This window comes from Methylobacterium sp. 142-1Y, assembly GCF_057747795.1.
Window position 1 is genome coordinate 5,398,736 of sequence record NZ_CM173224.1, and the last position, 25,831, is coordinate 5,424,566.

27 protein-coding genes are annotated in these 25,831 nt (G+C 70.4%); 14 read left to right on the forward strand and 13 right to left on the reverse strand.

Annotation, left to right across the window (positions count from 1 at the left end):
- Nucleotides 1-30 precede the first annotated feature (30 nt).
- From AC3AOF_RS24795 to fliL, 4 genes are all read right to left on the reverse strand, one after another.
- The gene (locus AC3AOF_RS24795; RefSeq protein ID WP_488349048.1) at nt 31-750 is read right to left on the reverse strand and encodes a MotE family protein; all 720 of its coding nucleotides are present in this window, start codon (nt 748-750) and stop codon (nt 31-33) included.
- A 314-nt stretch (nt 751-1,064) separates the two neighbouring features.
- Complete coding sequence (locus tag AC3AOF_RS24800) at nt 1,065-1,661, reverse strand: DUF6468 domain-containing protein (RefSeq protein WP_442919228.1); 597 nt, start codon at nt 1,659-1,661, stop codon at nt 1,065-1,067.
- Between the two features lie 37 nt (nt 1,662-1,698).
- Nucleotides 1,699-2,913 carry a flagellar motor switch protein FliM gene (gene fliM / locus AC3AOF_RS24805; RefSeq protein WP_236988345.1) on the reverse strand — a complete coding sequence of 405 codons (1,215 nt, stop codon included), beginning with the start codon at nt 2,911-2,913 and terminating at the stop codon, nt 1,699-1,701.
- Nucleotides 2,914-2,940: 27 nt separating this feature from the next.
- Entirely contained in the window at nt 2,941-3,459 is a 519-nt protein-coding gene (fliL, locus tag AC3AOF_RS24810; protein WP_236988344.1) for a flagellar basal body-associated protein FliL, read from the reverse strand.
- Between the two features lie 266 nt (nt 3,460-3,725).
- On the opposite strand from fliL, the gene flgF reads away from it, so the two are divergent.
- From flgF to flgH, 4 genes are read left to right on the forward strand one after another with little or no spacing between them, the layout of a single operon-like run.
- Nucleotides 3,726-4,472: a flagellar basal-body rod protein FlgF gene (gene flgF, locus AC3AOF_RS24815; RefSeq protein WP_236988343.1), complete on the forward strand. Its 747-nt coding sequence runs from the start codon at nt 3,726-3,728 to the stop codon at nt 4,470-4,472.
- Between the two features lie 15 nt (nt 4,473-4,487).
- Nucleotides 4,488-5,279 carry a flagellar basal-body rod protein FlgG gene (gene flgG, locus AC3AOF_RS24820; RefSeq protein WP_048466000.1) on the forward strand — a complete coding sequence of 264 codons (792 nt, stop codon included), beginning with the start codon at nt 4,488-4,490 and terminating at the stop codon, nt 5,277-5,279.
- Entirely contained in the window at nt 5,276-6,343 is a 1,068-nt protein-coding gene (flgA, locus tag AC3AOF_RS24825; protein WP_488346770.1) for a flagellar basal body P-ring formation chaperone FlgA, read from the forward strand. The genes flgG and flgA overlap by 4 nt, the downstream gene beginning before the upstream one ends.
- Before the next feature lie 13 nt (nt 6,344-6,356).
- Nucleotides 6,357-7,094 (forward strand): flagellar basal body L-ring protein FlgH, encoded by a 738-nt coding sequence (gene flgH / locus AC3AOF_RS24830; protein ID WP_488346771.1) that lies wholly within the window; start codon nt 6,357-6,359, stop codon nt 7,092-7,094.
- Nucleotides 7,095-7,443: 349 nt separating this feature from the next.
- Here the strand turns inward: flgH and dksA are convergent, their stop codons facing one another.
- The 4 genes from dksA to AC3AOF_RS24850 all read right to left on the reverse strand — a co-directional run bounded on the left by dksA (nt 7,444) and on the right by AC3AOF_RS24850 (nt 10,983).
- A complete protein-coding gene (dksA, locus tag AC3AOF_RS24835) occupies nt 7,444-7,863 on the reverse strand; it encodes an RNA polymerase-binding protein DksA (RefSeq protein ID WP_048431282.1) in 420 nt (139 codons plus the stop codon).
- 161 nt (nt 7,864-8,024) lie between these two features.
- Nucleotides 8,025-9,053 (reverse strand): hypothetical protein, encoded by a 1,029-nt coding sequence (locus tag AC3AOF_RS24840; protein ID WP_488346772.1) that lies wholly within the window; start codon nt 9,051-9,053, stop codon nt 8,025-8,027.
- A 13-nt stretch (nt 9,054-9,066) separates the two neighbouring features.
- Nucleotides 9,067-10,443, reverse strand: a complete 1,377-nt coding sequence (locus AC3AOF_RS24845) for an MBOAT family O-acyltransferase (protein ID WP_488346773.1) — start codon at nt 10,441-10,443, stop codon at nt 9,067-9,069.
- Nucleotides 10,444-10,566: 123 nt separating this feature from the next.
- A complete protein-coding gene (locus AC3AOF_RS24850; protein ID WP_488346774.1) occupies nt 10,567-10,983 on the reverse strand; it encodes a flagellar assembly protein FliX in 417 nt (138 codons plus the stop codon).
- 237 nt (nt 10,984-11,220) lie between these two features.
- Here AC3AOF_RS24850 and AC3AOF_RS24855 point away from each other — a divergent pair, with 237 nt between their 5' ends.
- The 3 genes from AC3AOF_RS24855 to AC3AOF_RS24865 are packed head-to-tail and all read left to right on the forward strand — an operon-like array spanning nt 11,221 to nt 13,185.
- Nucleotides 11,221-12,324: a flagellar basal body P-ring protein FlgI gene (locus AC3AOF_RS24855; RefSeq protein WP_488346775.1), complete on the forward strand. Its 1,104-nt coding sequence runs from the start codon at nt 11,221-11,223 to the stop codon at nt 12,322-12,324.
- 44 nt (nt 12,325-12,368) lie between these two features.
- Nucleotides 12,369-12,707 carry a rod-binding protein gene (locus tag AC3AOF_RS24860; protein ID WP_236988335.1) on the forward strand — a complete coding sequence of 113 codons (339 nt, stop codon included), beginning with the start codon at nt 12,369-12,371 and terminating at the stop codon, nt 12,705-12,707.
- Nucleotides 12,700-13,185 carry a hypothetical protein gene (locus tag AC3AOF_RS24865; protein WP_488346776.1) on the forward strand — a complete coding sequence of 162 codons (486 nt, stop codon included), beginning with the start codon at nt 12,700-12,702 and terminating at the stop codon, nt 13,183-13,185. The genes AC3AOF_RS24860 and AC3AOF_RS24865 overlap by 8 nt, the downstream gene beginning before the upstream one ends.
- A gap of 4 nt (nt 13,186-13,189) precedes the next feature.
- Here the strand turns inward: AC3AOF_RS24865 and AC3AOF_RS24870 are convergent, their stop codons facing one another.
- Nucleotides 13,190-13,540: a porin gene (locus tag AC3AOF_RS24870; RefSeq protein ID WP_236988333.1), complete on the reverse strand. Its 351-nt coding sequence runs from the start codon at nt 13,538-13,540 to the stop codon at nt 13,190-13,192.
- A 435-nt stretch (nt 13,541-13,975) separates the two neighbouring features.
- Nucleotides 13,976-15,181, reverse strand: a complete 1,206-nt coding sequence (locus AC3AOF_RS24875) for an iron-containing alcohol dehydrogenase (protein ID WP_488346777.1) — start codon at nt 15,179-15,181, stop codon at nt 13,976-13,978.
- A 308-nt stretch (nt 15,182-15,489) separates the two neighbouring features.
- On the opposite strand from AC3AOF_RS24875, the gene AC3AOF_RS24880 reads away from it, so the two are divergent.
- The 3 genes from AC3AOF_RS24880 (at nt 15,490) to AC3AOF_RS24890 (ending at nt 18,353) form a co-directional block, all read left to right on the forward strand.
- The gene (locus AC3AOF_RS24880) at nt 15,490-16,728 is read left to right on the forward strand and encodes an ABC transporter substrate-binding protein (protein ID WP_488346778.1); all 1,239 of its coding nucleotides are present in this window, start codon (nt 15,490-15,492) and stop codon (nt 16,726-16,728) included.
- Between the two features lie 15 nt (nt 16,729-16,743).
- A complete protein-coding gene (locus AC3AOF_RS24885; protein WP_488346779.1) occupies nt 16,744-17,334 on the forward strand; it encodes a glutathione S-transferase family protein in 591 nt (196 codons plus the stop codon).
- A gap of 113 nt (nt 17,335-17,447) precedes the next feature.
- Complete coding sequence (locus tag AC3AOF_RS24890; RefSeq protein WP_488346780.1) at nt 17,448-18,353, forward strand: LysR family transcriptional regulator; 906 nt, start codon at nt 17,448-17,450, stop codon at nt 18,351-18,353.
- A gap of 272 nt (nt 18,354-18,625) precedes the next feature.
- Here AC3AOF_RS24890 and AC3AOF_RS24895 read toward each other — a convergent pair whose 3' ends face one another.
- Nucleotides 18,626-20,197 carry a GMC oxidoreductase gene (locus AC3AOF_RS24895; protein ID WP_488346781.1) on the reverse strand — a complete coding sequence of 524 codons (1,572 nt, stop codon included), beginning with the start codon at nt 20,195-20,197 and terminating at the stop codon, nt 18,626-18,628.
- 148 nt (nt 20,198-20,345) lie between these two features.
- Between AC3AOF_RS24895 and AC3AOF_RS24900 the strand changes: the two genes are divergently transcribed.
- Genes AC3AOF_RS24900 through AC3AOF_RS24915 form a run of 4 tightly spaced genes read left to right on the forward strand, consistent with a single transcriptional unit; the run spans nt 20,346 to nt 23,086 of the window.
- Entirely contained in the window at nt 20,346-20,816 is a 471-nt protein-coding gene (locus AC3AOF_RS24900; RefSeq protein WP_488346782.1) for a DoxX family protein, read from the forward strand.
- Entirely contained in the window at nt 20,813-21,259 is a 447-nt protein-coding gene (locus tag AC3AOF_RS24905) for a cupin domain-containing protein (RefSeq protein ID WP_488346783.1), read from the forward strand. The genes AC3AOF_RS24900 and AC3AOF_RS24905 overlap by 4 nt, the downstream gene beginning before the upstream one ends.
- A 4-nt stretch (nt 21,260-21,263) precedes the next feature.
- Nucleotides 21,264-22,166, forward strand: coding sequence for an SMP-30/gluconolactonase/LRE family protein (locus tag AC3AOF_RS24910; RefSeq protein ID WP_488346784.1), 903 nt, complete (start codon nt 21,264-21,266; stop codon nt 22,164-22,166).
- A complete protein-coding gene (locus AC3AOF_RS24915) occupies nt 22,163-23,086 on the forward strand; it encodes a VOC family protein (protein WP_488346785.1) in 924 nt (307 codons plus the stop codon). Before AC3AOF_RS24910 ends, AC3AOF_RS24915 begins: the two co-directional genes overlap by 4 nt.
- Before the next feature lie 127 nt (nt 23,087-23,213).
- Here AC3AOF_RS24915 and AC3AOF_RS24920 read toward each other — a convergent pair whose 3' ends face one another.
- Together AC3AOF_RS24920 and AC3AOF_RS24925 are read right to left on the reverse strand one after the other, a co-directional pair.
- Nucleotides 23,214-24,317 carry an ABC transporter substrate-binding protein gene (locus tag AC3AOF_RS24920; RefSeq protein WP_488346786.1) on the reverse strand — a complete coding sequence of 368 codons (1,104 nt, stop codon included), beginning with the start codon at nt 24,315-24,317 and terminating at the stop codon, nt 23,214-23,216.
- Nucleotides 24,314-25,717, reverse strand: coding sequence for a sensor histidine kinase (locus AC3AOF_RS24925; RefSeq protein ID WP_488346787.1), 1,404 nt, complete (start codon nt 25,715-25,717; stop codon nt 24,314-24,316). Before AC3AOF_RS24925 ends, AC3AOF_RS24920 begins: the two co-directional genes overlap by 4 nt.
- Nucleotides 25,718-25,831: the final 114 nt, after the last annotated feature.

The following is a 25,831-nucleotide window of genomic DNA, read 5'->3' on the forward strand; positions in this document are numbered from 1 at the left end:
AGGAATCCCCGAGGCTATGGAGGACCCGTTTCAGCGCGACGCCTCGATCGCCGGCAGCTCGCCGGGCGGCAGGCCCGGGGCGGCGGCCGCGGCTTTCGGACCGCCGGCGCCGCGGGCGCGCTGGGCCAGCGCCACGGTCAGGCGCTCGGCCGCCTCGGGCTGCATCACCGCCAGCACCTCGGCCATCTTGCGCGGGTTCATGCCCACCACCACCGGCACCAGCACGTCGAGCTTCAGGCGATCGAAGACCCGGGCGGCCTCCTTGGGCTTCATCGTCTCGTACATGGTCACCAGGGACTTGAGGCCGGCGGCCTCCGCCTCGGCGCGCTTGGCCGCGGCGTCGTCGCCCTTCTGCTCCAGGGACTTGAGGTCGTTGATGCGGGTCTCGAGCTTGCGCTCGGCATTCTCGATCAGCTGCTCGCGGGTCTCGAGGTCGCGCGAGCGCTGCTGCAGGGCGTCGCGCCGGGCGCCGAGTTTTTCCAGGATCGCCCGCTCGGAGGAGACCGGCTCGGCGGAAGGCCGCGGCTCCTGCGGCGGGGCAGCGGCCGCCTGCTCCTTCGCGGCTTCCTTCGGCGAGACCGAGCCCGTGACCGTCGGGTCGAGGGGCTCGTAGCCCGAGCGGGCATGCACCAGGAACTCGGCGAAGCGGGTGCCGGTGGACGGCCCGGCTTCCAGAAGAGCGAGGACCTTCAGCAGCAGGAGCCCGGCGGCCGCGATCGCCACGGCATCGACGAGGCGCAGGCGGATCATCGGCCCGCGCCAGACGGGGTTGGCCAGCACGCGCTGCACCAGCACGGCGACGGAGACTGGGGCCTGCGGGACCGTGGCCGGCAGCGTGCCGGCGGGGTTCGCCGCCGCGACCTTGGCCGCCGCCGCTGCCTTGGCGGCCGCGAGCTTCGCCGCCGCGACCTTGGCGGCCACGGCTTGGGCCGCCGCTGCGTCGGGTGCCGCTGCCCCGGGCGCAGCGGCGGGCGTCGCGGTGCCGGCCGCGACGGCGGCGGGGCCGCCGGCCGGGGCCGCGCTCGGCGGCAGCCCGGCGAAGCGGCGCAGGAGCAGCGCGAGGGTCATGCGGCCTGGGCCTGCAGGCGGCTCAGGGCGCGCTCGCTGAGGGCGCGGGCGGCGGCGGCGGCGGCGCCGAGGCGCTCGCCGGTGGAGACCGGCCGCGGCTCGGGCACGGCGGAGGCATGGGCCGTTGCGACGGGCGCCGCGGGCGCGAATGGGGCCGCGGACGCCGCAGGGGCGTAGGCCGGCGCGGCGGGGGACGGCGCGGCCTCGGCCTGCTGCGCGAACGCCTGAGCGAAGGGGGCTTGCGCCGCCTCGCCGGGCACCGCCGCCCGGGCCTGGGAGACGATGCGGGCGATGCGCGACAGCACCTCGTCGCCGGCCTGGAGCTGGGCGGCGAGGTCGGCATTGGTGCGCTCGGCCAGGCGCAGGCGCTCGCCGAGCGTGCGGTCGCACTCGGAGAGCGTGGTGCGCAGGCCGGTGATCGCCCGCTCGGCGGATTCGGTCGCCACCATCAGGTCGCCGATGGTCTGGCGCATCGCCGATTCGTCGCCCTTGAGGCGGGTGATGCGGCGGCCGAGGCTGACCGAGGTCGCGATGCAGGCGACGAGGAGGACCGCCACCAGCAGGTCGGCCAGGATGCTGACGATCAGGCTCACGATGCGGCCTCGTTCCGGAAGAGGGACAGGAACATGCTCAACCGTCCTTGCGGTTCTGCATCGAGGCCTCGAAGGCCGCGAAGGTGGTGCGGGCGCGGCGCAGGGGACGGGTGACCTGCACGGCGATGCTGTCGTCGAGGCGGCCGATCCGGCCTTGCGTCATCGCCCAGTCGCCGCAGCGCAGGGTGATGAGGTCGGTGGGCTTGGCGTCGAACATGATGGTGTCGCCGACCTCCAGCTTCATCACCCGGCGCAACGGCAGCGACATCTCGTGCAGCACCGCCTCGACGGCGACGTCGGCCTGGAAGATCTCGGTGGCGAGGTGGCCTTCCCAGATGTGGTCGCGGCCGAGCTTCTCGCCCATGAAGCTCTGGAGCAGCAGGTCGCGGATCGGCTCGATCGCCGCATAGGGAAACAGGATCTGGAGCAGGCCGCCGCGGCCTTCCATGTCGAGCTTGAGGTCGATCAGGATCGCCGCGTTGGCCGGCCGGGTGATGGTGGCGAAGCGCGGGTTGGTCTCGATCCGGTCGATGAGGAAGCGCACCGGCGAGAGCGGCTGGAACGAGGCCTCGAGGTCGGTCAGGATGATCTCGACCATCCGGCGCACCAGCTGCATCTCGATCGGCGTGAACGGCCGCCCGTCCAGGCGGATGCTGGAGCCGCCGCGCTTGCCGCCGAGCAGCAGGTCGAGGGTCGAGTAGGCGAGGTTCGACTCGACCGTGACGAGGCCCGAATTCTCCCAGGCATCGGCCCGGAACACGCCGAGCAGGGTCGGCAGCGGGATCGCGTTCAGGTAGTCGCCGAAGCGCACCGAGGTGATGTTGTCGAGGGTGACCTCGACGTTGTCCTGGAAGAAGTTGCGCAACGAGGTCGACAACAACCGGATCATCCGGTCGAAGACGATCTCGAGCATCGGCAGGCGCTCGTACGAGACGACGCCCGAATCGACGATGGCCCGGATGCCGCCCGCGCCCGAGGCCGAGAGTTCCCGCAGCGAGAAGCCGAGGACCTGGTCGATCTCCTCCTGGTTCAGGATGCGGTCGTTGCCGGCGAGCTCGGGCAGGTTCTCCGACTCGCCCTCGTCGATCATGTTGGCCCATTCGGCCGCCATGTCGTTCGACTGGGTGGTGGTCCCCTGCTCGGCCAGCGCCGCGCCCCATTCCTCCGCCAGGGAGGCGTCGCCGCCCCCGCCCTGCTCGATCAGGGCCGAGGCCCAGTCGTCGTCGTCGATGGTATCGTCAGGTCCGGCCACGGAAGCACCACATCCCGCTCGAGGATATTATTGGATGATGAAGTCCTTGAAGAGCACCGCGTCGACCTTGGCGGGATAGACCGCCACGTTGACGCGCCGCAGCAGCTCCTCGCGCAGGCGATAGGTGCCCCCGGCGGCCTCGAAGTCGCCGACGCGCAGGTCGCGCACGAAGACCTGGAACGTGTCCTCGACCCGCGGCATCAGCGGCTGGATCTCGGAGGCCACCTTCGCATCCCGCACCTCCAGCGCCACCTTCAGCTTCAGGAAGCGCGGCTGCGTCTGCCCGGGCTCGGGCATCAGGTTCATGGTCATCTCGCGGACATCCATGAACGCCACCGGCACCTTCTGCTCGGAGGCCGCCTTCTCGGCATGGGCCGCGCGGCTGCGCATGAACAGGAAGCCGCCGCCCCCGCCACCCGCCAGCACCAGAAAAGCCGCGACGATGATGATGAGCTTCTTCTTGCCGCCGCCTGCGGCCGGGGCCGCCCCCTCCTCGCCTTCCCCGTCGCCCTCCGGCGTCGGGGCCTTCTTCGGCTTCTTGGCCATCGCCCGCCGTCCACACCCTGGAAATCCGTGACTGAACTGTGTGCGAAGACGGTTAACGGCGCGTTAAGGCGGCAATTTCTGCCCGGTCGAACTTGCCGGGCCGGCACGAAACGACCGGTCCGGCCAGGCTCCGCGATTAACCAAGCATTTGCCATACCACCAGAATTCGGTTCGGGCCCGCCTGGCACGGCCCCTGCGATCAGAGTGCTGGGTCCGCCGCTGGGGAGCGGGGTGGCCCGCCACCACGCATCGACGGGGAGTAGCCGGTGCAGAATGCTCAGTTGATCGGGCTCTCGTCCCAGATGGCCCTCGGGCGCGAGCTCGAGGTCATCGCCAACAACATGGCCAACGTCACCACGACGGGCTTCAAGGCGCGCACGACGCGCTTCCAGGAATACCTGATGCCGAAGGCGAGCGCGGAGACCTTCCAGCGCCCCGACCGCAAGGTCTCCTACGTCATCGACGCGGCAGCCCCCCTCGACATGCAGCAGGGGCCGATCGAGCCGACCGGAAACCCGCTTAACGCGGCGATCCGCGGCGAGGCGTTCTTCGCGGTGCAGACGCCGCAGGGCGAGCGCTACACCCGCAACGGCGCCTTCGAGCTGAACCCGCAAGGCCAGATCGTGACGAGCGACGGCTACCCGGTGCTCGGCGACGGCGGCCCGATCCAGATCGGCCAGCAGGAGACCGGGCTGGCGCTCGGGCCGGACGGCACCGTCTCTACCAACCAGGGCACCCGCGGCCGCCTGCGGCTGGTCACCTTCGCCAACCCGCAAGGCCTGACGAATGCCGGCGGCAACCTCTATGCGTCGAACACGCCCGCCCAACCGGCGGGGCCGCAAGGGCGGATCGAGCCCGGCGCGCTCGAGCGCTCGAACGTCCGCCCTGTGCTCGCGATGAGCCGGATGCTGGAGGTCAACCGCACCTACCAGCTCGTCTCCGACACGGTCTCGCGGCTCGATTCCTTACGCGGCCAGGCGATCCAGCGCCTCGCCGACGTCGGCAACGCGTAAAGGGAGCCTTCAACGATGCGCGCGCTCTACGCCGCCGCCACCGGCATGGCGGCCCAGGAACTCAACGTCCAGGTCATCTCGAACAACATCGCGAACCTGCGCACCACCGGCTACAAGCGCCAGCAGGCGCATTTCCAGGATCTGCTCTACCAGAACCTGCGCCGGGCCGGCACCGCGACCTCGGACCAGAACAACCAGCTGCCGGCGGGCCTCGCCATCGGCTCGGGCGTCAAGACCACCTCGACCGCCCGGGTGATGTCGCAGGGCACCCTCACCTCGACCGAGAAGACCTACGACATCGCGGTGCGCGGCGAGGGCTTCTTCCAGGTCACCATGCCGGACGGGCGCACCTCCTACACCCGCGACGGCTCGTTCGACCTTGATGCGCAGGGGCAGATCGTCACCCGCGAAGGCTACCTGATGAACCCGAACATCACGGTGCCGAACAACGCCACCAGCGTGACGATCAGCGCCTCGGGCATCGTCCAGGCGACGATCCCCGGCCAGACCGCGCCGCAGAATCTCGGCCAGATCCAGATGGCCCGGTTCGTCAACAAGGTCGGCCTGGAATCGATCGGCGACAACCTGTTCGTCGAGACCCTGGCCTCGGGGCCGCCGATCACCGGCAATCCCGGCACCGACGGGTTCGGCAACCTGCAGCAGAGCTACCTCGAAGAGGCCAACGTCAACGCGGTCTCGGAGATCTCCTCGCTGATCGCCGCGCAGCGCGCCTACGAGATGAACTCGAAGGTCGTGACCGCCGCCGACCAGATGCTCTCCACCACCTCGCAGATGTTCCGCGGATGAGCGCCCCGATGATCGACCTCGCTCCCGTCGTCCACGTCCCCGCGGTTCCCGAGGCCCGCCGCGCGCTGCTCGGGCCCGGCATCCTGTCGCGCACCGCGCTGACGCTGCTCGCGCTCGGCCTCCTCACCCTGCCGGTGCTCGCCGGCGAGCGCCTCTCGCTCAAGGGCGACATCACCGCCGAGCGCGACGTGATCACGCTCGGCGACCTCGTCGCCGGGGCGCCGCCGGCTCTGGCCCAGAAAGCCCTGTTCCGGGCCCCGGCGCTCGGCACCTCCGGCACCATCCAGGTCCGGCGCATCGTCGAGGCGACGGCCGGGCTCGGGCTCGACGCGCCGGAGAGCGGCGGCCGGCTCCAGATCTCGGTCCAGCGCGCGGCCCGCCGCATCGCCGCCCCCGAGATCGAGGGCGCGGTGAAGGCGGCCCTCGCCAAGGTCCGCGGCCTCGAGGCCGGCTCCGTCACGATCGCCTTCGAGGGCGAGCCGCCGGTGCTGACTGTGCCGCCGGAGCTCAATGCCGCGGTCACCGCCCAGGAAGTGACCTACGATCCCCGCAGCCGCCGGGTCTCCGCCCTGGTGGTGGTGGGCGAGCGCCAGGCCTCGCTGCGGGTGTCGGGCCAGATCGTCGAGATGGCCGACGTCGCGGTGCTGACCCGGGCGATCAACCGGGGCGAGACCCTGTCGGCCCCCGACATCGCGGTCGAGCGCCGCCCGCGCGAGGGCCTGCCGGCCGATAGCGCGGCGGATGCCGCCGCCTTCATCGGCCAGGTGGCGCAGCGACCGCTCGGCGCCGGCACGGCGCTCCGCGCCGGCGAGCTGAGTCGGCCGGACCTCGTCGCCCGCGGCGAGTCGGTCACCATCGTGTACGAGACCCCGGGCGTGGCTCTGTCGCTGCGCGGTCAGGCCCGCGACGGCGGGCCGCTCGGCGCGGTGATCGGGGTGATCAACCCGATCTCCAAGAAGGTGATCCAGGCCACCGTGATCGGCCCCGGCCGCGTCACCGTGGCGCCGATCGTGCCCGTGGCGGCGGCGGCCCCGGCCGCGCGCCTCGCCTCGGCCGGGCAGTGAGGGGATTTTTACGATGATCCTCGCTCGCCTCGCCATGGTCGGCCTCACGGCCGCGCTGCTCGCCGGCTGCAACACCGCCGACCGCCTCACCCAGATCGGCGCGACGCCGGCTCTGTCGGCGATCGACGACCCGACCGCGCAGCCCGGCTACCGCCCGGTGCGACTGCCGATGCCGGACGTCCAGCCGGTCTCCTACGCCTCGAACTCGCTCTGGCGCACCGGCTCGCGCGCCTTCTTCAAGGACCAGCGCGCCGCCAAGGTCGGCGACCTCGTGACGGTGAAGATCAACGTCACCGACAAGGCGAACCTGAACAACGAGACAAAGCGCTCGCGCTCGAACAGCGAATCGTTCGGGATGCCGAACGCCTTCGGCCTCGAATCGAAGGCCAAGCTCCTCGGCGGCATCGATCCGGCGAAGATGCTCACCACCGACGCCACCACCACCAACGACGGTGCCGGCTCGGTGCAGCGGGCCGAGACGGTGACCACCAGCGTGGCGGCGATCGTCACGCAGGTGCTGCCGAACGGCAACCTGGTGCTGGAAGGCCGCCAGGAGATCCGCATCAACTTCGAGGTGCGCGAACTGATCGTCGGCGGCGTGGTGCGGCCGGAGGACATCGAGTCCGACAATACCATCGACTCGAGCAAGATCGCCCAGGCCCGCATCGCCTATGGCGGCCGCGGCCAGATCACCGACGTGCAGCAGCCGCGCTACGGCCAGCAGTTCCTGGATATCGTGCTGCCGTTCTGACCGGCGGCGGCAACACGATCCCGCACCGGGCGGCACGCTCCCCCCTTGAGCCGCCCGGACGCGGCGCGGCCCCGGCACTCCCGCCGGGGCCGCTCTCGTTTCTGGTGTCGAAATTCCGGCGCCGAAAGAAAAAGCGCGGCAGATGCCGCGCTTCAACCCTCCCCCCTCTGCGGGGGAGGGTGGCCTACGGAGTAGGCCGGGAGAGGGGGAACCACGGTTCCGGATAGGGTGACACCGTTCTGCCGGGCGCGACTTGGATCAGCGTCGCGCTGCCCCTCTCCCGGCCCCTGCTGACGCCGGGTCCACCCTCCCCCGCAGAGGGGGGAGGGTTCACGGTCGCGTCACACCCTCAATCGTCCCGGTACACCCGCTCCCGGCGCTCGTGGCGCTCCTGGGCTTCCAGCGACAGGGTCGCGATCGGCCGGGCTTCCAGGCGCTTCAAGGAGATCGGCTCGCCGGTCTCCTCGCAATAGCCGTAGGAGCCGTCCTCGATCCGGGACAGGGCCGCGTCGATCTTGGCGATCAGCTTGCGCTGCCGGTCGCGCGCCCGCAATTCGATCGCCCGGTCGGTCTCGGACGAGGCGCGGTCGGTCAGGTCGGGGTGGTTCTCGTTCTCGCTCTGCAACGCCACCAGAGTGTCCTGGGCCTCGCGCAGAATGTCTTGCTTCCACCCCTGGAGCTTGCGGCGAAAATACTCCCGCTGACGCTCGTTCATGAAGGGCTCGGCGTCACTGGGGGCATAGCCCTCCTCGATCACGATCTTCGCCATCGCGCCCCTCGGAAAAACAAATGTTGTCCTGACCGCAGCCGGCATCATGGCTACGACCCACTTGGCGCAGCCCTATAATAGAGGCTGCACGACACCACAATGTCCCAGGAGCGATACGCAAGGACCGGACCAGGGGACGGCGGCCCCCTGCTGCAATCGTGTCACGGTCGCAGGGTATCTGCACCAGCCGCCCGACCCTCGATCGCCGCCGCGATGTCCGCCTCCAGGCGCCGGGCGAGGGGCCGCCGGTAATGGCTGCCGTCGAAGAACAGGTCGGGCCCGTGCAGCTCGGGCCGGTCGCCGGACCAGTCGACGACGCGGCCCCGCGGGGCCACCGCGTCCGCCAGGGCCGCGCGGCACGAAGCCGCCGCCGCCGCCCGGGGGGTGCCCGGCCGCGGCAGCGTCGCCGGGGCGGTCGGCGGGAAGACCAGGACCAGGGTGGTGTCGGGCTCCAGGCGCGACGCCAGGGCGCGCAGGCGGGCGGCGGCGGGGAAATCCGGCCCGCCCTCCCCGGGATCGGACTCGTCCGGGGCCGCCTTCGCCCGGGAGGCGACCCGTGCGGGCATGTCGGGATCGCCGAGCTTGAGGTAGTCCGGCTCGTAATCCCAGTAGCCGTCCGGCGCGGCCCGGCGCGGGCTCGCGCGCAACGCCCAGCCGATCCGGTTGACCACCTCGCCGACGACGGTGATGCGGAGCAGGCCGCGCAGGTAGCTCGCCCAATCCTCGGCGAGGAGCCAGGACGGGAACGGCCGCAGCGGCGGCAAGGCCGGATCGCCGGTGCACCAGAACGCATCGGCGCCGATCACCAGGGCGCGGGCCCGCGGATGGTGCCGCAGGAAGTAGTCGGCGACGATGAGCTGCTCGCCCGGGCCGGTGCCCGGCACCGAGAGCTGGACGAACGGAATCCCGGTGGCGGCGCGCAAGTTCGCCGGCGAGATCAGCTGGATGTGCGAATTGCCGATGATCGCCGCATCGTAGGCGGGATCGCGGCCCCGGCTCGCCGTGGCGGTACGGGGTCCTTGCGGGCGCACGCCGTCGCGGTCGACGAGCCGCGGCCGGCCGGTGTCGTAGGGATCGACCGCGAGCGCGAGCGCCAGGTAGCCGGCGAGCAGGAATGCCGCCGCGGCGGCGAGGCGGATCGAGAAAAGACGCCAGGCGGCCTCGGTCGCGGCGGGAGGGTCGGCGCGCATCGTTTCGGCCCCCTCAGAACTGGAAATAGATGAACTCGTAATTGGCGTCGTCGCCGATGCGCAGCAGCACCGCCACGAGGAGCACCGCGAAGGCGATCGCCAGGGCGGGCCGCGGCGGCAACCGGTGAACCGCCGCCCAGGCCGTCGGGCCGACCAGCGCCACCAGCAAAGCCGGCGCGAAGGCCCGCCACTTGAAGCCGTGGCCGGACGGCGCGAGGCCGAACAGGCCCTTGAAGATCGTGATGGCGGCCTCGAAGCTGGTGGCGCGAAACAGCACCCAGGTGAGCGCCACGAAGGCGAAGGTCAGCGCCCAGCCGAGAATTGCCGGCATCGGCAGCCCGGCCCGGCGCCACAGCAGGCCGGCCCCGAGGCCTGCACCATGCGCCGCCCCCCAGGCGACGAAGGTGAGGCCGGCGCCGTGCCACAACCCGCCGAGCGTCATGGTGGCGAACGAGGCGGCGACCTGGACGCTCAAGCCCCGGCGGTTGCCGCCGAACGGGATGTAGAGGTAGTCGCGCAGGAAGCGCGACAAGGTCATGTGCCAGCGCCGCCAGAAGTCCCGCAGCGAGGTGGCGCGGTAGGGCACGTCGAAGTTCTGCGGCAGCACGATCCCGAACAGCAGCGCGAGGCCGAGCGCCATGTCGGTATAGCCCGAGAAGTCGAAATAGATCTGGAACGTGAAAGCGAGCGTGCCCTGCCAGGCCTCCGCGACGCTCACCACCTTGCCGGCGGCGGCCGCCTCGAAGACCGGGTTGGCATAGGCCGCGAGCGGATCGCCGAGGAAGACCTTCTTGGCCAAGCCGATGCACAGGAGCATCAGGCCGCGACCGAAGCGCTCGGCGGCGTCCGGCCTTGCATAGGGTTTCTCGTCGAACTGGTGGAGGATCTCGCTCCAGCGCACCAGCGGCCCGGCGAGCACCTGCGGGAAGAACGCGATGTAGAGGGCGTAGCGCGTGAGATTCATCTGCGGCGCCCGGCCGGCGCGCAGGTCGGTCAGGTACATCACGTGATGGAAGGTGAAGAACGAGATGCCGAGCGGGAGCGCCAGGCTCGGCCTGCTTAAGTCGTGGAGCCCCGGCAGGAGTGCCGCGAGGCCGGCAAGGAACCCCGCATACTTGAACAGGGCCAGCACCGCGAGGTTCGCCGCGATGGCGAGCGGGACCAGGAGCGCGGCGCGGCTTTGCCCGAACCAGCGCGCGACGAGCCAGTTCAGCCCGATCGAGGCCATGAGCAGCGGCACGAAGCGCGGATCCCACCAGCCGTAGAAGACGAGCGAGAGCAAGACCAGCAGCGGCAGCCGCCAGCCCGGCCGGTGCAGGGCCACGAGCGCGTGCAGGACGAGGGCGACCGGCAGGAAGCCGAGGAGGAACGGGAAGGAGTTGAACAGCATCGCGGCCGGGGTGACGCGGGTCGTGCGGCCACATCAAGGCCGCAGGTCTTCAAGCGGGCGCCGTTGTGGGAGATCGGGGTGTGGGCGTCAACGGCCGCCAGCCCCCTCGACCTGCTGCGCCCCTCACTTCCCCGCCATCTCGATCTTTGCCAGTTCCACCTGCGCCCGCAGCTCGATATGGGCGAGGAGGTCGTCGAGGCGGGGATCGCCGGTGCTGCCGTTGCGCTCCGCGAGGCGGGCGGCGATGGCCTTCAGGTCGCTCACGGCGACCCGGCCGCCGAGGAGCGCGGCCTTGAGGCGGTCGAGGGCGTCGAGGAGGTCGTGGCCGCGCTTCGTCGCCCGGCGGCGGCGGTCGGCGGCGATCTCGTCCTGGCTCTGGAGGGTCAGGATGGCGCTCAGGCTGGCGAGCGGCATCGCGCTGCCGGCGCTCACCGGCCCGCGGGCGCCCTCCAGCCCGAGGGTGAACACGCCGCCTGCCGGCAGGGTGCGCGAACCGGCTCCCGACAGGGGAGCGGCCGCGAGGCGTGTGTCGACGCGCATGAGGTCTGGGTCCGGGTCACAGGTTTCACTGTTCGCACCCCAAACCTCGCCCGGGTATGGTGAATGCGCCGTAAACGAGGCGGCAGATCTTGCCGCCGGGACGAAATCGACCGGGTCCGGATCGGCCGCCGGCGCGGGGTGCGGGAAACGGATCGGTAACCTTACCAGAGGCTTACGCCGATCTCGGGCACTGGCACGGTCCTGGCAATTCGGTTCCTCGAGTTTCGGGACCCCGCCATGCGCCTTCGCCTCCTCGTCCTTGCCTTCCTCGCTCTCGTCGCAGCGCAGCCCGCCCTCGCCCTGTCGCGGGTGAAGGACCTCGCCAGCGTCGAGGGCATGCGGATCAACCAGCTCGTCGGCTACGGCATCGTCGTCGGCCTCAACGGCACCGGCGACACGCTGAACAACGCGCCCTTCACCAAGCAATCGGTGCAGGCGATGCTGGAGCGGCTCGGGGTCAATACCCGCGGCGCCACCATGCGGACCGCCAACCTCGCCGCCGTGATGGTGACGGCGAACCTCCCCCCCTTCGCCGCGCAAGGGACGCGGATCGACGTAACGGTGTCGTCGCTCGGCGACGCCAAGTCGCTCCAGGGCGGCACGCTGCTGGTGACCACGCTGCTCGCCGCCGACGGCGAGGCCTATGCGGTGGCGCAAGGCTCGCTCGCCATCGCGGGCTTCCAGGCCGAGGGCGACGCGGCCAAGATCACCCGCGGCGTGCCGACCAACGGGCGCATCGCCAACGGGGCGGTGATCGAGCGCGAGATCGCCTTCAAGCTCAACGAGCAGAAATGCCTGCGCCTGTCCCTGCGCAACCCCGACTTCACCACCTCGAAGCGCATCGCCGCGGCGATCAACGACTTCATGGGCGCCGACACCGCCGAGCCGACCGACCCCTCCACCGTCACCCTGCAGGTGCCGCCGCGCTACCAGGGCAACATGATCCGGTTGCTCACCGAGGTCGAGCAGCTGAAGGTCGAGCCCGACCAGGCCGCCCGGGTGGTCGTCGACGAGCGCTCCGGCATCATCGTGATGGGCCGCGACGTGCGGGTCTCCACCGTGGCGGTGGCGCAGGGCAACCTCACCGTCACCATCACCGAGCAGCCGCAGGTGAGCCAGCCGGCGCCGTTCTCCAACGGCGAGACCGTGGTGGTGCCGCGCACCGCGCTGAAGGTCGATGCCGGCGAGAAGAACAAGCTCGCCCTGGTCAAGGAGGGCGTCACCCTGCGCGAACTGGTCGACGGGCTCAACGCGCTCGGCATCGGCCCGCGCGACCTGATCTCGATCCTCCAGGCGATCAAGGCCGCCGGCGCGCTCCAGGCCGACATCGAAGTGATGTGACGCGAGCCACCTCTTTCCCTTCCTCACAGCCCGAGGTCCGTCCGATGTTCCCCCTCGCTTCCCTCGCGGCCTCCGCCGGCCTGGCGGTCGGCCAGGCCCTCGCCGGAGCGGTCTCGCCCAGCCCGGCCCCGTCGGCCGACACGCTCAAGATGCAGAAGACCGCCAAGGACTTCGAGTCGATGTTCCTGGAGCAGAGCCTCGACGTGCTCAACCGCTCGGAGGGCACCGACGGGCCGCTCGGCCAGAACGGCACCGGCGGCGGCGTCTACCGCTCGATGCTCAACAAGGAATACGCCCAGTCGATCGTGCAGAGCGGCGGCATCGGCATCGGCGACCAGGTGATGCGCGAGATGATCCGCCTCCAGGGAGGAGCCCATGGCTGAGACCGCCCGTCCCGCCCCGGTCACCAACACTCAGGTCACCGACGCCGCGGCCGCCGAGCGCCTGGTCGCCGAGACGCTGACCACGATGCGCGAGCTGGAGATCCTGCTCGGGCGCGAGAGCGACCATATCCGGGTCGGGCGCCTCGCCGAGGGCCTGGCCGAGGCGCCGCAGAAGACCGCGCTCGCCGGCGCCTATCTCCGGGGCCTCCAGGCGGTGAAGGCGAATGCCGTGGCGCTCGCCCGCTTCGCCCCCGAGGGCATCGCGACCTTGCGCGAGGCGCATGGCCGGTTCTCGCAAGCCGTGGCGGCCAACCAGGCGGTGCTGGCCACCGCCCGGTCGGTCTCGGAAGGGCTGCTGCGCAACCTCTCGACGGAGCTGACCCGCAGCGCCGAGCCGAAGGGCTACGGCACACGGCCCGCCCCCTCCCCTTACGGACACCGCCGCAGCGCGCCCCTGGTGCTGTCGCGTAGCCTGTAGAGAGTCAGTGGCTGGTGCCGAGGCGGATATAGGCCCGGGCCGGGCCGTACCCGGTCTCCGTCCGGGTATCGATCGCGACCCGGCCGGAGCCGCTGACCACGCCGCGCGCCGCCCCGTCGAGCCCGGCCCCCGGGCGGGCGGGAACCGGCGTGCCCGCCTCGGCCCGCACCCGGCCGCTGATCCGCGTGCAGGGACCTCCGGGGGTGAAGCGGAGGAAGCCGGGGCCTTCGTGCGGGCAGGTCTCGGGCGCCTTGGCGATGGGGAGATCGCGGATGTCGAGCGCGTGGGCCGGCAAAATCGTGAAGGCAGCCGCGAAGAGACCGGCCGCCGCCAGGATCATCGATGTCGTGCGCATGCTCCCGCCCTCCCGTTCGAGGTGGAGAGAAGCATGGTGCGGGCTGGTTCGCCAGGGCGTGGGGGGCACAGGGGGCGGCGCGCCGTTCCTCTCCTCACGGTCGGCACGGCTGTTCGGGAAAGGAAAAGGCGCGGGCTTCCCCTCTCCCCGCGGGCGGGGAGAGGCCTGAGCTCCGAAGGGGCTCAGGGAGCGTCGAACCGCAGGTTCGCCGCGAGGGTGAGGGGGTGATGCCGGAGGAGTCTCGCTCGTCGACACCCCCCTCACCCTCGCTGCAGCTGCGCCTCCGCTTGCTGTATTCCCTGAACGGGAACACAGCCCTCTCCCCGCCCGCGGGGAGAGGGGAAACCCGCGCCATTTTCGTCCTGAACAGACCTGCATCTGCGAGGAAAGGGAAGATCACGCGTCTCTTCTTGTGCGGGTTGATCTTATGACGCCTCACCCCACGCAAAGCCCGAAAATCTCCTCCGCCTGACTCACCGTCATCTTCCGCGCCGCTGGGCTGGCGATGATCGTGCGGTCGTTGGCGCTGGCGGGGTCGAAATCCTTGGCGGCGATGCCGGCATAGAGGCCCGGCACGGCGCGCAGCGCCATCTCGCGCACCCGGTCGCCGGGCAGCTGCTCGGGGGTGAAGCGGGTGGGAAAGCCGATATCGGCGTAGAGCGCCCGGATCGCCTCGGCGCAAGATGCGATCATCTCCTGGCGCGACAGGCCCGCGGTCTCGACCTCCAGGGCCTCGGCCAGCGGACGCACCTTGGCCGGCAGCACCGCGAGGTTGAACGTCACGACGTGCGGCAGCAGCACCCCGACGCCGTAGGGGTGGGGCAGATCGAGATGGCCCTCGAGCGGCAGCGACAGGGCGTGGCCGTGGCCGAGCCGGGCATTGCCGCAGGCGATGTTGGCCATGCAGGAGGCGACCAGGTTGTCCTCGCGGGCGCGGTCGTCGTCGGCATTGATCGAGGCGCGCAAGGAGGCGGCCTGGAGCCGCACGGCCGCGAGCGCCACCGCGTCGGTGAGCGGCGAGGCAATGCCGCTCAAATAGGCCTCGACGCCGTGGGTCAGGGCATCGACCGCGGGCAGCGCCGCCACGTGCATCGGCAGCGAGCGCAAGGTCACGGGATCGAGGATTGCCGCGTCGGGGAAGCTGAGCGGCCCGCCGCCCAGGAGCTTGAGGTGGCGTACCTCGTCCTTGACGATGGTCCATTGCGACACCTCCGAGCCGGAGCCGGCGGTGGTCGGCACCATGATCATCGGCAGCGCCTTGCGGTCGAACTGCCCGACCCCGGTGCATTCCGCCATGGGTCTATGGTTCGTCGCCACGATGGCGATGCCCTTGCCGGTGCACATCACCGAGCCGCCGCCGATGCACACGACGCCGTCGAGCCCATCGCGGCGCACCCGCTCGCCCTGGTCGTCGATGTGGGAGCAGCGCGCGTCGATCCCGCACTCGTCGAAGCGCGAGACCGCAATTCCCGCCTCCGTGAGGGCCGCCAGCGCCTCGGCATGGAAGCCCTGCGCCGAGATCACCGGATCGGACACGACCAGCACCCGGGTCATCTTCAGCTCGCGGGCGAGCGTGCCGATGGTAGCGAGCGCGCCGTTCCCTGCGACGATCCGGGTCGGCATGTAGAAGCTGGTGATCATGGGCGCATCTCCTCGGGAAGCGGGGCACCTGTGATGTTGGGCCCTCGCGATCGTGCCGGCGGTGTCGCCCGGTCGCGGGCGCGCCGTCCAATACAAAGATCGGGCACGAGCCATAGCCGACGACGATGGCGGGGCGCCGCAGCCCGGGGGCCCTCGCCCTGCCATATCGGGAAACGATGGCGGGGCGATGCGCAAACTATTGGACGGCGATGGGATCGGGGCGCGATAGAACGACCATCATCGAACATCGCTCCGACGCCCCTCGCCGGGCGCCAGAAGGGCGGTGCCGCACATCGAGGAAACGCCCCATGTCCCGCAAGCTCATGTCCCACACGTCCCCGACGCGACGCCTCGCCGTCGCCGGCCTGCTCGCCGCGACGCTCACGGCCCCATCGATCACCCCTGCGCGGGCCGCCGAGACGCCGCTCCGCATCGGCGTGATCGAGGACCTGTCGGGGATGTATTCCGGCAATGGCGGGCCGAACATGGTGCTCGCCGCCACGATGGCCGCCGAGGATGTCGGCGGCAAGGTGCTGGGCCGACCGATCGAGGTGATCGGCGTCGATCACCAGAACAAGCCCGATATTGGGTCGGGCCTCGCCCGCCAGCTCGTCGACCAGCGCGGCGTCACCGCCGTCGTCCTCGGCGGCGCCAGCTCGGTGGGCTTGGGCGTCCAGGCCTATGCCAAGGAGCGCAGGATCACCACGATGGTGACCGGCGGCTACGCCTCGCAATTCTCCGGCCCCGGCTGCTCGCCCTACGGCACGCAATGGGTGCCCTCGACGGGAGAACTCGCCAACGCGGTGGCGGGCGCCGTGGTGCAGGGCGGCGGCAAGAAGTGGACTTTCATCACCGCCGATTACGTGTTCGGCCATGGCCTCGCGGCGGATGCCGGCAAGGCGGTGAAGGCGGCGGGCGGCACGGTGCTCGGCGAGATCCGCCATCCGCTGGGCGCCACCGACCTCTCCTCGCAGCTGATCCAGGCGCAATCATCGGGCGCCGACGTGATCGGGCTCGCCAATGCCGGGCCGGACCTCGTCAACACCATCAAGCAGGCGCGGGAATTCGGCATCACTTCGAAGGTGGTGGCGATGCTGGTCTTCACCAACAACACCGTGGCGCTCGGCCTCGACGCGGCGCAGGGCATCCGCATGGCGGTGAACTTCTACTGGGACGCCAACGAGGCCAGCCGCGCCTGGGCCAGGCGCCTGATGGCCCGCAACGGCAACGTCGTGCCGACCATGGGCCATGCCGCTGCCTATTCCTCGGTGCGCCACTACCTTCGGGCGGTCGAGAAGGCCGGCACCGACGACGCGGCCGCCGTCAACAAGGCGATGAAGGAATTGCCGATCGACGACGGCTTCTACGGCAAGCCGCACATCCAGGCGAACGGCCGGGTGGTGATGGACATGATGCTGGTCGAGGTGAAGAGCCCGAAGGAGTCGAAGAGCAAGGCCGATCTCTACCGCGTCATCGAGACGATCCCGGGCGACACGCTGTTCACCCCGGCCGACAAGAGCGGCTGCCCCCTGACCACCGCCGGCTGATCGGAGCCTTTCGCGATGAAGCTCTACGCCAACCCGACCTCGCCCTTCGTGCGCATCGTCCGCATGGCGCTGATCGAGAAGGGCCTGAACGAGGCCACCGACACCACCTTCGTCGATGCCTGGGCCGACGACCCGGCCTTCCTCGACGCCAACCCGGCCGGCCGCGTGCCGACGCTGGTCACCGACGACGGCGCCCGGCTGACGGAAGCGCTGCTGATCCTGGCCCATCTCGACGCGGTCGGCACGACGCCGGCGGTGGTGGCGGGCGGGCCGAAGGCGCTCTCGGCGGCAGGACTGGCGATCGGGGTGTTCGATGCCGCGGTGGCGGTGATCATCGGCCGCAAGTCGGCACCGGATTTCGATGCCGGTCTCGTCGGCACCAAGCGCTTCCGCACCATGCGTGAGGGCCTGCGGCGCCTCGATGCGGTCTTCGACGGGGTCCGGGAGCCGTTCGGCCTGCCGGCGATCGCCGCGATCACCGCCCTCGACTACCTGGTCTTCCGCTTCCCCGACCACGAATGGCGCGAGCTGTGCCCGAACGTCGCGGCCTTCCGCGATGCGCACGCGGATCGTCCGTCGGTGCGGGACACCGTGCCGCGCGGATAAGCCCTCTTCTCTCTTGCCCCATGCGGTCCCCCCGAACCTCCGCTATCGTTAGGCTCTCGGACGATGTTCCGGCCGCCGCCGCGAGGGCCGGGGATCGGGGGGATACCGGCGCGATGGAGCTTCGCCACCTTCGCTACTTCGTCGCCGTGGCCGACGATCTCAGCATCACCCGGGCGGCGGAGCGGCTGAACATCGCGCAGCCGGCGTTGAGCCACCAGATCAAGAGCCTCGAGACCGAGATCGGCACCGCCCTGCTCCAGCGCCTGTCGCGCGGGGTGGCGTTGACCGAGCCGGGCCGCGCCTTCGCGGAGGATGCCCGCGCGGTGCTCGTCGCGGTCGAGGCCGCCACGACCCGAGCCCGGCGCATCGCGACCGGCGATGTCGGCCGGATTCGCATCGGCTTCACCTCCTCGGCCTCGTTCCACCCCCTGGTGACCGGGGCGATCCGCGACTACCGCAGCGCCCATCCGGACGTGCAGGTCGAACTCCTGGAGGAGACGACCGCGAGCCTCATCGCCGCCTTCCGGGCCGGCCGGGTCGACGTCGCCTTCATGCGCCCGGACGAGGGCGAGGTCGACGATCTGTGGGCCCGCCACCTCTTCGACGAGCCGATGGTGGTGGCGCTCCCGGCGACGCATCGCCTGGCCGCCGGAACCGGTCCCGTCGGTCTGGCGGACCTCTCCAACGAAGGTTTCATCGTCTATCCACGCCGCAACGGACGGGCGCTCTACGATGGCATCATGGCGGCCTGCGCGGCGGCCGGGTTCTCGCCCCACATCGCCCAGAACGCGCCGCAGCTCGCCTCGGTGGTCAATCTCGTCGCCACCGGCATCGCGCTCGCCATCGTGCCGCGCTCGATGGCGCGGCTGGCGACCGAGGGCGTCCGCTATCGGGAGATCGCCGGTCCGGCCCCGGTCGCGCCGATGACCCTGGTGCGCCAGCCGACGCCGGAGATGCCGCATCCGCGGATTTTTACCGATCTGGTGCTGGCGCGGGTGCGGGGTGAGGGTGGGGAGTGAGAGAATTTCCGCTTGATCTGTTCGGAGGTCGGTCAAGCGCCGGATCTTCTCTCCGGGTGCACCAGTCATTGCCCTCTCTCTCAATCCTATCCGCAACCTCATCCTGAGGTGCGAACGGAGTGAGCCTCGAAGGAGGGCACCAGGGATCACCGAGATTTCTCGAGCCCTCCTTCGAGGTCAGCCGATCTTCGATCGGCTAACGCCTCAGGATGAGGTCGTGGGTGGGATGAAGAATCGTGACGAGAAGTGGCACCTCTTCCAACAAATCCCCCTCACGCCCCCAACCGTCCGATGATGTGATCCGCCACCCGCAGCGAATTCGCGATGATGGTCAGCGTCGGGTTCACGGCGCCGATCGACGGGAAGAAGCTCGCGTCGGTGACGTAGAGGTTGTCGAGCTCGTGCGCCTTGCAGTCGAGGTCGAGGACCGATGTCGTGGGATCGGGGCCGAAGCGGAGCGTGCCGGCCTGGTGGGCGGTGCCGCCGATCGGCACGTCCTTGCCGAGATAGAGCGAGCGGTCGAACAGGTGCGGGTGGATGTCGAGCTTGCCGCAGAGGTCGCGCAGCTTGGCCTTCAACCGGTGCAGGGCCTCCTCGTTGGTCTGCGTCAGGTCGAGCCGCACCTTTCCACTGTCGTAGAAAATCCGGTTCTGCGGGATCGGCAGGTCCTCGGTGGTGAGCCAGAAATCGAGGGAATGCTTGGCGAGCCAGTCGAACGGCTTTTCCGGAAACCATTGCAGGAAGCCCGGCAGCCCCTCGCCGTGGATCTGCACCCCGTCCGACTTGCCGACCATCTGGATGTGGCCCAGCGGAAACTCCCAGTCGTCGGCGCCGAAATAGAAGTCGTTGAGGCCGAGCGTCTTCTGGAATTTGGTCGGGTTCGGGGTGCGGGAGATCGCCAGCACCGTCGAATTGTTGTGCCGCATGTAGTTGCGGCCCACTTGCCCTGAGCGGTTGGCCAGCCCCTGCGGATGGGCATCGTTGCTTGAGCGCAACAGGAGCAGCGCCGAGGAGAGCGCGCCGCAGGCCACCACCACGATGTCGCCGGTGAAGACCTCGGTCGCCTCGCCGCGTTTCACCTCGACGCCGGTGACCGTCCGGCCGGCCGGATCGGTGAGGAGCCGGTCGACGTAAGCGTTGGTCATCAGCGTGAGGTTGTCGTGCGCCGCCAAAGCCGGGTCGACGCAGGTCACCTGCGAATCGGCCTTGCCGTTGGTGATGCAGGGATAGCCGTCGAAGGCGTCGCAGCGGATGCAGGCCGAGTGCGGCAGCGGCTTGCCGTTCCGTTCCTCCAGCCGCACGCCGACCGGCAGGTGGAACGGGTGGTGCCCCTCGCGCTTGAGGCCGTCGAACAGCTCCTGGATCCGCGGTTCGTGGGTGACCGGCGGGTAGGCGTAGGGCTTTTTCGACGGCGGCTCGGTCGGGTCCTCGCCGCGCAGGCCGTGGACGTAATAGAGCTCCTCCGCCGCCTGGTAATAGGGCTCGAACACGTCGTACTTCACCGGCCATTCCGGCGAGATGCCGTCCGGGTGGCGGATCTCATAAAAATCCTTTTCACGAAGACGGAACAGGACCGAGCCGTAGACCTTGCTGTTGCCGCCGACGAAATAGTGCAGGCCGGGATGGAAGCTCGACCCGTCGGCGCCGTACCAGGTCTCCGGCGCCTGGTAGCGGGCGTCGACGAAGACCGCCTGGCTGTCCCAGTTCTCCCGCTCCCGCGGCAGGTAATCGCCGCGCTCGAGCAGCAGGATGCGCTTGCCGGTCTGGGCCAGCCGCCAGGCCATGGTGCCGCCGCCGGGCCCCGAGCCGACGATGACGACGTCGTAGTGCCGGTTCTCGCTCATCGGCGGGGTCCCCTCCTCTGCGAAAAAGCCGCGGGATGACGTAAGGCGCCTCGCCCGTGCGAGGCGGATATGGCGGGGCTGGCGCGAACGTCGACCCGCTCCAGTTAGGTTTTTGCAGCGCGAAACAGGGCAGCGGGGTCACGGGCGGATGGCAAGTTTCAGCATCGCGGTCGCGTTCGGGGTCAGGCTCCTCCTGGTGATGCTCTTCCTGCCGTTCAGCGCGCTCGACAAGATCCTGAACTTCCGCGGCGCGGTGGGCCAGGCCAGGCAGGCGGTGCACGCGACCGGCCCGGCGACGGCGCTGATCCTCATGGGCCTGTTCGTCGAGATCGTGATGTCGCTCGGGGTCCTCACCGGCATCGCCGACCGCTTCGCCGCCTTCATCCTCGCCGGCTATTGCGGCGTCACCGCGCTCCTGTGGAAGCAGTTCTGGAAGCCGGGCGATTTCTGGTCCGGCGGCAAGGGACGCGAGCTTTTCTGGGATTTCTGGAAGAACCTCGCGCTCGCCGGCGGGTTTCTACTCGTCACCTTCGGCACCGGGGCGAGCACCGTGGAGAGTTTTGTCTCACACCCCTTCGCCTCGTCGAACCCCTACAGAATCAGCGAGACCGCCCGATGAGCGACGACAAGCCGAAAGTTCCCTACTGGCACCTCTGGGCCGACGCGGACGGGGTCAGCCACCAGACCCTTTGCGCCTTCACCGAGTTCGAGGAGAAATCGATGTCGCCGCCGGCCCCGCCGCAATGGCAGGGCCAGAAGACCCATGACGGCGCCACCGTGTTCGTCACCGTGCAGCCGGTCGGCTGGACCGGCGACTGGCACCCGAACCCGAAGCCGCAATGGATCATCCCGCTCTCGGGCCGCTGGTTCGTCGAATCGATGGACGGCACGCGGGTCGAGATGGGACCGGGCGAGATCTCGTTCGGCGAGGACCAGAACGTCCGCGAGGTCGACGGCAAGAAGGGCCACCGCTCCGGCACGATCGGGAACGAGCCCGCCGTGCTGATGATCGTCCAGTACGACAAGCCCCCGACCACGGGCGCGGCCTGCCGGTTCCGGTGACGCCATGGACGGGTTCGAGATCCACGACGAGCGCTTCAAGCACTACATCCTGGGCAACGCGCCGCTGGAAGAACTCGGCTCCGGCTTCCGCTGGATCGAGGGGCCGGTCTGGATGGGCGATGCCGATTGCCTGCTGTTCCAGGACCTGCCGCGCAACCGCACCATGCGGTGGATCGAGGGCGCGGGCTTCTCGGTCTACCGGGAGCCGTCGAACTACGCCAACGGCCAGACCCGCGACCGGGAGGGAAGGCTGATCGCCTGCTCGCATCGCGGCCGCTGCCTCTATCGCACCGAGTACGATGGAACGGTCACCACGCTGGTCGAGCGCCATGCCGGCAAGCGGTTGAATTCGCCGAACGACGTGGTGGTGAAGTCGGACGGGACGATCTGGTTCAGCGACCCGGTCTACGGCATCTCGAACGACTACGAGGGCGGGCGCCAACGATCGGAGCAGCCGCCGGCCCTCTACCGCTTCGATCCGCGGACGAACGAGATCCAGGTGATGGCGGGTGATTTCGACGGGCCGAACGGCCTCGCCTTCTCGCCCGACGAGCGCCGGCTCTACGTCGCCGAGACCGGCGACCAGTCGAAGCCGAACCCGCGCCAGTACATCCGCGTCTTCGACGTCGCGCCCGACGGGGCATTGTCGGGCGGCGACGTCTTCCACACGATCTCGCCCGGCTATTGTGACGGGATGCGGGTCGACGAGGACGGCAACGTCTGGTCGAGCGCGGCGGACGGGGTCCACTGCATCAGCCCCGAGGGCAAGCTGATGGGCAAGATCCTGGTGCCGCACCGGGTCTCGAACATCACCTTCGGGGGCCCGACCAAGAACCGGCTGTTCATCGGCGGCTCGCACACGCTGTACGCGATCTTCCTCGACCGGCGCGGGGTACAGACGCCGTGAGCGCGCTCCGCCTCGCCCGCATCGCCCTGAACGCCGCCGATCCGGCACGCCTGGCGGAGTTCTACCGCGAGGCCCTGGGCTTTACCGCGGGCGAGGCGCCGCCGGCCTCGGATTTCTCCGCCGTGACCGGCCTTGCCGGCGCGCGGGCCGTACCCTTGCGCCTCGGCGACCAGTCCCTCGACCTCGTGGCGGTCACCCCGGCAGGCCGGCCCTATCTGGGCGACGTGCCGGGCTTCAGCCCGGTGTTCCAGCACTGCGCGCTCATCGTCTCCGACATGGCGGCGGCCCATGCCCGCCTGTCGGCCCATCCGGGCTGGCGTCCGATCTCCACCGACGGGCCGGTGCGGCTGCCGGCCTCCTCGGGCGGCGTGACGGCGTTCAAGTTCCGCGATCCCGAGGGTCATCCCCTCGAATTGCTGGCCTTCCCGTCGGAGGCCATGCCCGAGGCCTGGCGCGGGCGCGAGACCGGCGACCCCTGCCTCGGCCTCGACCATTCGGCGATCTCGGTCACCGACACCGCCCGCAGCGTCGCCTTCTACGAATCCCTCGGGCTGCGGGTGGTGTCGCGCTCGCTCAATACCGGGCCGGAACAGGCTCGCCTCGACGCAGTCGCCGACCCTGTGGTCGAGGTGACGGGCCTCGGGTTCCCGGACGGGCGACCGCCCCATGTCGAATTGCTGTGCTACCGCGGTGACTTTTCTCGGTCGGCCTCGGACCTCGCGCCCGGCGATATTGCGGCGACCCGGCTGGTGATCGCAATGAGCAATGGCGACGGCGTGGCGGCGGCCTGCGCCGCTCATGCCGGGCGGCTCGTGTCGCGGGGGCCGGTCCCGCGGCCCGGCGGCGGCCTAGACGCGCTGCTGCGCGACCCGGACGGGCATCTCGTGTGGCTGATGGCGGGTGACACGACTTCCGACTGATCGGTTGTGAAATCAATGAAGTGCGGGAGCCCCTCTCCCGTGTGGGAGAGGGGAGATGTGCTGCGTCTTTCTTGAATAGATAAAGCAAAAATCGCATGACGGGGAGCGGGAGCCCCGTCGGGGACCCTCACGGCTCCTCCCCCCGCCTCTCCCCCCTGGGCGCCTCCGCGCCGATCGACTGGCGCCATTCGGCGAGGAAGCGGGCACGCTTGGCCCGGTCCTGCACCGCGAGCAGCACCGGGCCGACGGTGATCGGCCGGAAGGCGCCGGCGGCGGCGAGGCTCGGCGGGCCGTCGACGCCCTCCGGCAGCGGACCTGTGCGGTGGAAGAAGAAGGCCTGCTCGTGCGAGACCCGCTGGCCGCGCTCGGACAGGAGGTAATCGACGAAGGCGAAGGCGTCCCCTACCGCCCGGGCGGTGACCGGCACCAGGACGGCGCGGCTGAGGACCAGGGTGTAGTCCCGCGGCACCACCAGGCCGAGGCGGGCGCCGCGCCGGATCGCCCCGTAGACGTAGGAGCCGAGGAGGTTGTAGCCGATGACGATGCGCCCCGCCTGGAGATCGGCGATCAGGTCGCCGGTGCAGCAGCGCACCTGGAGGTTCGCTCGCCCGAACGCCTCGACGAGGCGGCCATAGGTGGCCGCCGCGCGGGCGTCGTAGACCGCGAACAGGTAGCCGATGCCCGACAATGTGATGTCGTAGGAGCCGATCCGCCCGGCATACGCCTCGGGCTTGCGCCGCAGGAGGTCGACGAGCTCGACCCGGCTGTGCGGCAGGTCCTCGCGCGGCACCAGATCCGGCCGGTAGGCGATCACCGCCGGCTCGGTGGTGAAGCCGAACACCTCGTCGCGCCAGGCGGCCCAATCGGGCTGGCGGCCGGTCTCGATCGAGCGGTGGGATCGGGCGCAGCCATCGTTGGCGAGCTTGATCAGGTGGTCGACCGAGGAGGAGATCACCACGTCGGCCGCGTAGTCGGACGCGCCCCGCCCGGCGGCGCAGGCCGCCGCCACCTCGCCGAACAGGTCCGCCGTGATGTATTCGTGGTAGACGACGGTCACGTCGGGATAGAGCAATTGGTAGTCGCGGATCAGCGGCGCCATCGCGTCGAGGTCGGCGGCGGACCGGATCGTCAGCGTCGTGCGCTCGTGCTCGCTCGCCGGGAAGCGGGTCATCTCCTCGGCGGCGGCCGGGCCCGAGAGGCCGATAACGAGGGCGAGGGCGAGGCGGATCATGCCCGCCCCTCCCCGTCCGGCAGAGACAGGATCACGCAGAACCCCTTGTCTGAATGCGCCTCGAAGCGCATCTCGCCGCCATGGGCCGCCGCCACCTCGGCGGCGATCGACAGGCCGAGGCCGGACCCGACCGTGCCGCCGGTGGCGGCCTGGAACGGCTGGCGCACCCGGGTCCAGTCGCTCGCCGGAATGCCCGGCCCGTCATCCTCCACCGCCAGCACCACCCGGCCGCGCTCGCGCCCGACCCGCACCGTGAGCCGGCTCCTCGCGCCGTGCTTGAGGGCGTTGTGGATCAGGTTCGACAGGGCCTCGCGCAGCGCGATGGCGTCGGCGGGAATCGTCACGGCGTCCTCCGGCCCCTCATAGCCGAAATCGATTGTCCGGCCGACATCGACCGCCCGGTCGCCGGCCTGCTGCACCGCGTCGATCAGGGTACGGCGGGCGAGCCCCGCCACGTCGACCGGATCGAAGGCGGCCGTGCGGGCGCGGTGGATCACCATCGCGTGGTTCAGGAGCTGGTTGGTCAGATGCCCCAGCTCGGCGGTGCGCCGGCGGATGCGGGCGAGCTGCTCGCGCCGGCGCCCCTCGTCGGTCTCGCTCGACAGGAGGTCGAGCTGGGCGGCGAGCGCGGTCAGCGGCGTGCGGATCTGGTGCGCGGCGTCCGCAATGAACCGCTTCATCACTGCGACGTGGCCCGAGAGGCGCCCCATGAAATGGTCGATCGAGGCGACGAGCAGGTGGATTTCCTGCGGCGCGGCGAGCCCGAGCGGCTGGAGGTCGTTGGGCCCGCGGGCCGCCAGCACGCCCTCGATGGCGCCGAGCGGCCGCAAGGCGGCGCGCACCGCCACCGCGACGGCGCCGAGCGCCAGCGCGCTCATCGCCAGCACCATCAGGCTCGCCTTGACGGTGAGCGCGCGGGTGAGCTGGCTGCGCGCCTCGCGGGTCTGGGCCACCACCACGGCGGCGAAGCCCGCCTGCGTCGCGTCCGGCACGTAGCGCCCCGCCACCACCGCCCGCACCGCCTGGCCGCGATGCTCCCCGTCGAGGAGGATCGGGCCGGCGCCGAGATGCTGGCGATCGACCGGGATGGCGAGATCGGCATCGCCGGTGAGCAGCCGGTCGCCAGGATCGACGACCTTGTAGAAGATCCGGTCGCGGGGGCTGAGCGCCAGCGTCTCGAAGGCCGAGAACGGCGGATCGACCGAGATCGTCCGCCCGTCGCTGGCGATCGATTCCGCGATCTGGAGCGCCGCACCGACGAGGAGCCGGTCATAGGCCTCGTCCGCGGCGAGCCGCGCCGAGGCCCAGGCGGCGACGAGCAGCAGGCCGGCGCCCATGGCGAGGACCAGGGCCAGCACCGTGACGAGGCGGGAGAACAGCGAGACGGTGCGGGGGATCACGGTCGAGGATCCGATAGTCTACGTCTCGTCCCACCCCCGGCCTCATCCTGAGGTGCGAGCGAAGCGAGCCTCGAAGGAGGGCTCCAGTGAACTCGGAGACTTCTGGAGCCCTCC

Bases quoted from the DNA above. Each gene is read 5' to 3' on its own strand.
- AC3AOF_RS24795 (WP_488349048.1), bottom strand. From the start codon at position 750: ATGATCCGCCTGCGCCTCGTCGATGCCGTGGCGATCGCGGCCGCCGGG.
- fliL (WP_236988344.1), bottom strand. From the start codon at position 3,459: ATGGCCAAGAAGCCGAAGAAGGCCCCGACGCCGGAGGGCGACGGGGAA.
- flgG (WP_048466000.1), top strand. From the start codon at position 4,488: ATGCGCGCGCTCTACGCCGCCGCCACCGGCATGGCGGCCCAGGAACTC.
- flgA (WP_488346770.1), top strand. From the start codon at position 5,276: ATGAGCGCCCCGATGATCGACCTCGCTCCCGTCGTCCACGTCCCCGCG.
- flgH (WP_488346771.1), top strand. From the start codon at position 6,357: ATGATCCTCGCTCGCCTCGCCATGGTCGGCCTCACGGCCGCGCTGCTC.
- dksA (WP_048431282.1), bottom strand. From the start codon at position 7,863: ATGGCGAAGATCGTGATCGAGGAGGGCTATGCCCCCAGTGACGCCGAG.
- AC3AOF_RS24840 (WP_488346772.1), bottom strand. From the start codon at position 9,053: ATGCGCGCCGACCCTCCCGCCGCGACCGAGGCCGCCTGGCGTCTTTTC.
- AC3AOF_RS24845 (WP_488346773.1), bottom strand. From the start codon at position 10,443: ATGCTGTTCAACTCCTTCCCGTTCCTCCTCGGCTTCCTGCCGGTCGCC.
- AC3AOF_RS24850 (WP_488346774.1), bottom strand. From the start codon at position 10,983: ATGCGCGTCGACACACGCCTCGCGGCCGCTCCCCTGTCGGGAGCCGGT.
- AC3AOF_RS24855 (WP_488346775.1), top strand. From the start codon at position 11,221: ATGCGCCTTCGCCTCCTCGTCCTTGCCTTCCTCGCTCTCGTCGCAGCG.
- AC3AOF_RS24860 (WP_236988335.1), top strand. From the start codon at position 12,369: ATGTTCCCCCTCGCTTCCCTCGCGGCCTCCGCCGGCCTGGCGGTCGGC.
- AC3AOF_RS24865 (WP_488346776.1), top strand. From the start codon at position 12,700: ATGGCTGAGACCGCCCGTCCCGCCCCGGTCACCAACACTCAGGTCACC.
- AC3AOF_RS24870 (WP_236988333.1), bottom strand. From the start codon at position 13,540: ATGCGCACGACATCGATGATCCTGGCGGCGGCCGGTCTCTTCGCGGCT.
- AC3AOF_RS24875 (WP_488346777.1), bottom strand. From the start codon at position 15,181: ATGATCACCAGCTTCTACATGCCGACCCGGATCGTCGCAGGGAACGGC.
- AC3AOF_RS24880 (WP_488346778.1), top strand. From the start codon at position 15,490: ATGTCCCGCAAGCTCATGTCCCACACGTCCCCGACGCGACGCCTCGCC.
- AC3AOF_RS24885 (WP_488346779.1), top strand. From the start codon at position 16,744: ATGAAGCTCTACGCCAACCCGACCTCGCCCTTCGTGCGCATCGTCCGC.
- AC3AOF_RS24890 (WP_488346780.1), top strand. From the start codon at position 17,448: ATGGAGCTTCGCCACCTTCGCTACTTCGTCGCCGTGGCCGACGATCTC.
- AC3AOF_RS24895 (WP_488346781.1), bottom strand. From the start codon at position 20,197: ATGAGCGAGAACCGGCACTACGACGTCGTCATCGTCGGCTCGGGGCCC.
- AC3AOF_RS24900 (WP_488346782.1), top strand. From the start codon at position 20,346: ATGGCAAGTTTCAGCATCGCGGTCGCGTTCGGGGTCAGGCTCCTCCTG.
- AC3AOF_RS24905 (WP_488346783.1), top strand. From the start codon at position 20,813: ATGAGCGACGACAAGCCGAAAGTTCCCTACTGGCACCTCTGGGCCGAC.
- AC3AOF_RS24910 (WP_488346784.1), top strand. From the start codon at position 21,264: ATGGACGGGTTCGAGATCCACGACGAGCGCTTCAAGCACTACATCCTG.
- AC3AOF_RS24920 (WP_488346786.1), bottom strand. From the start codon at position 24,317: ATGATCCGCCTCGCCCTCGCCCTCGTTATCGGCCTCTCGGGCCCGGCC.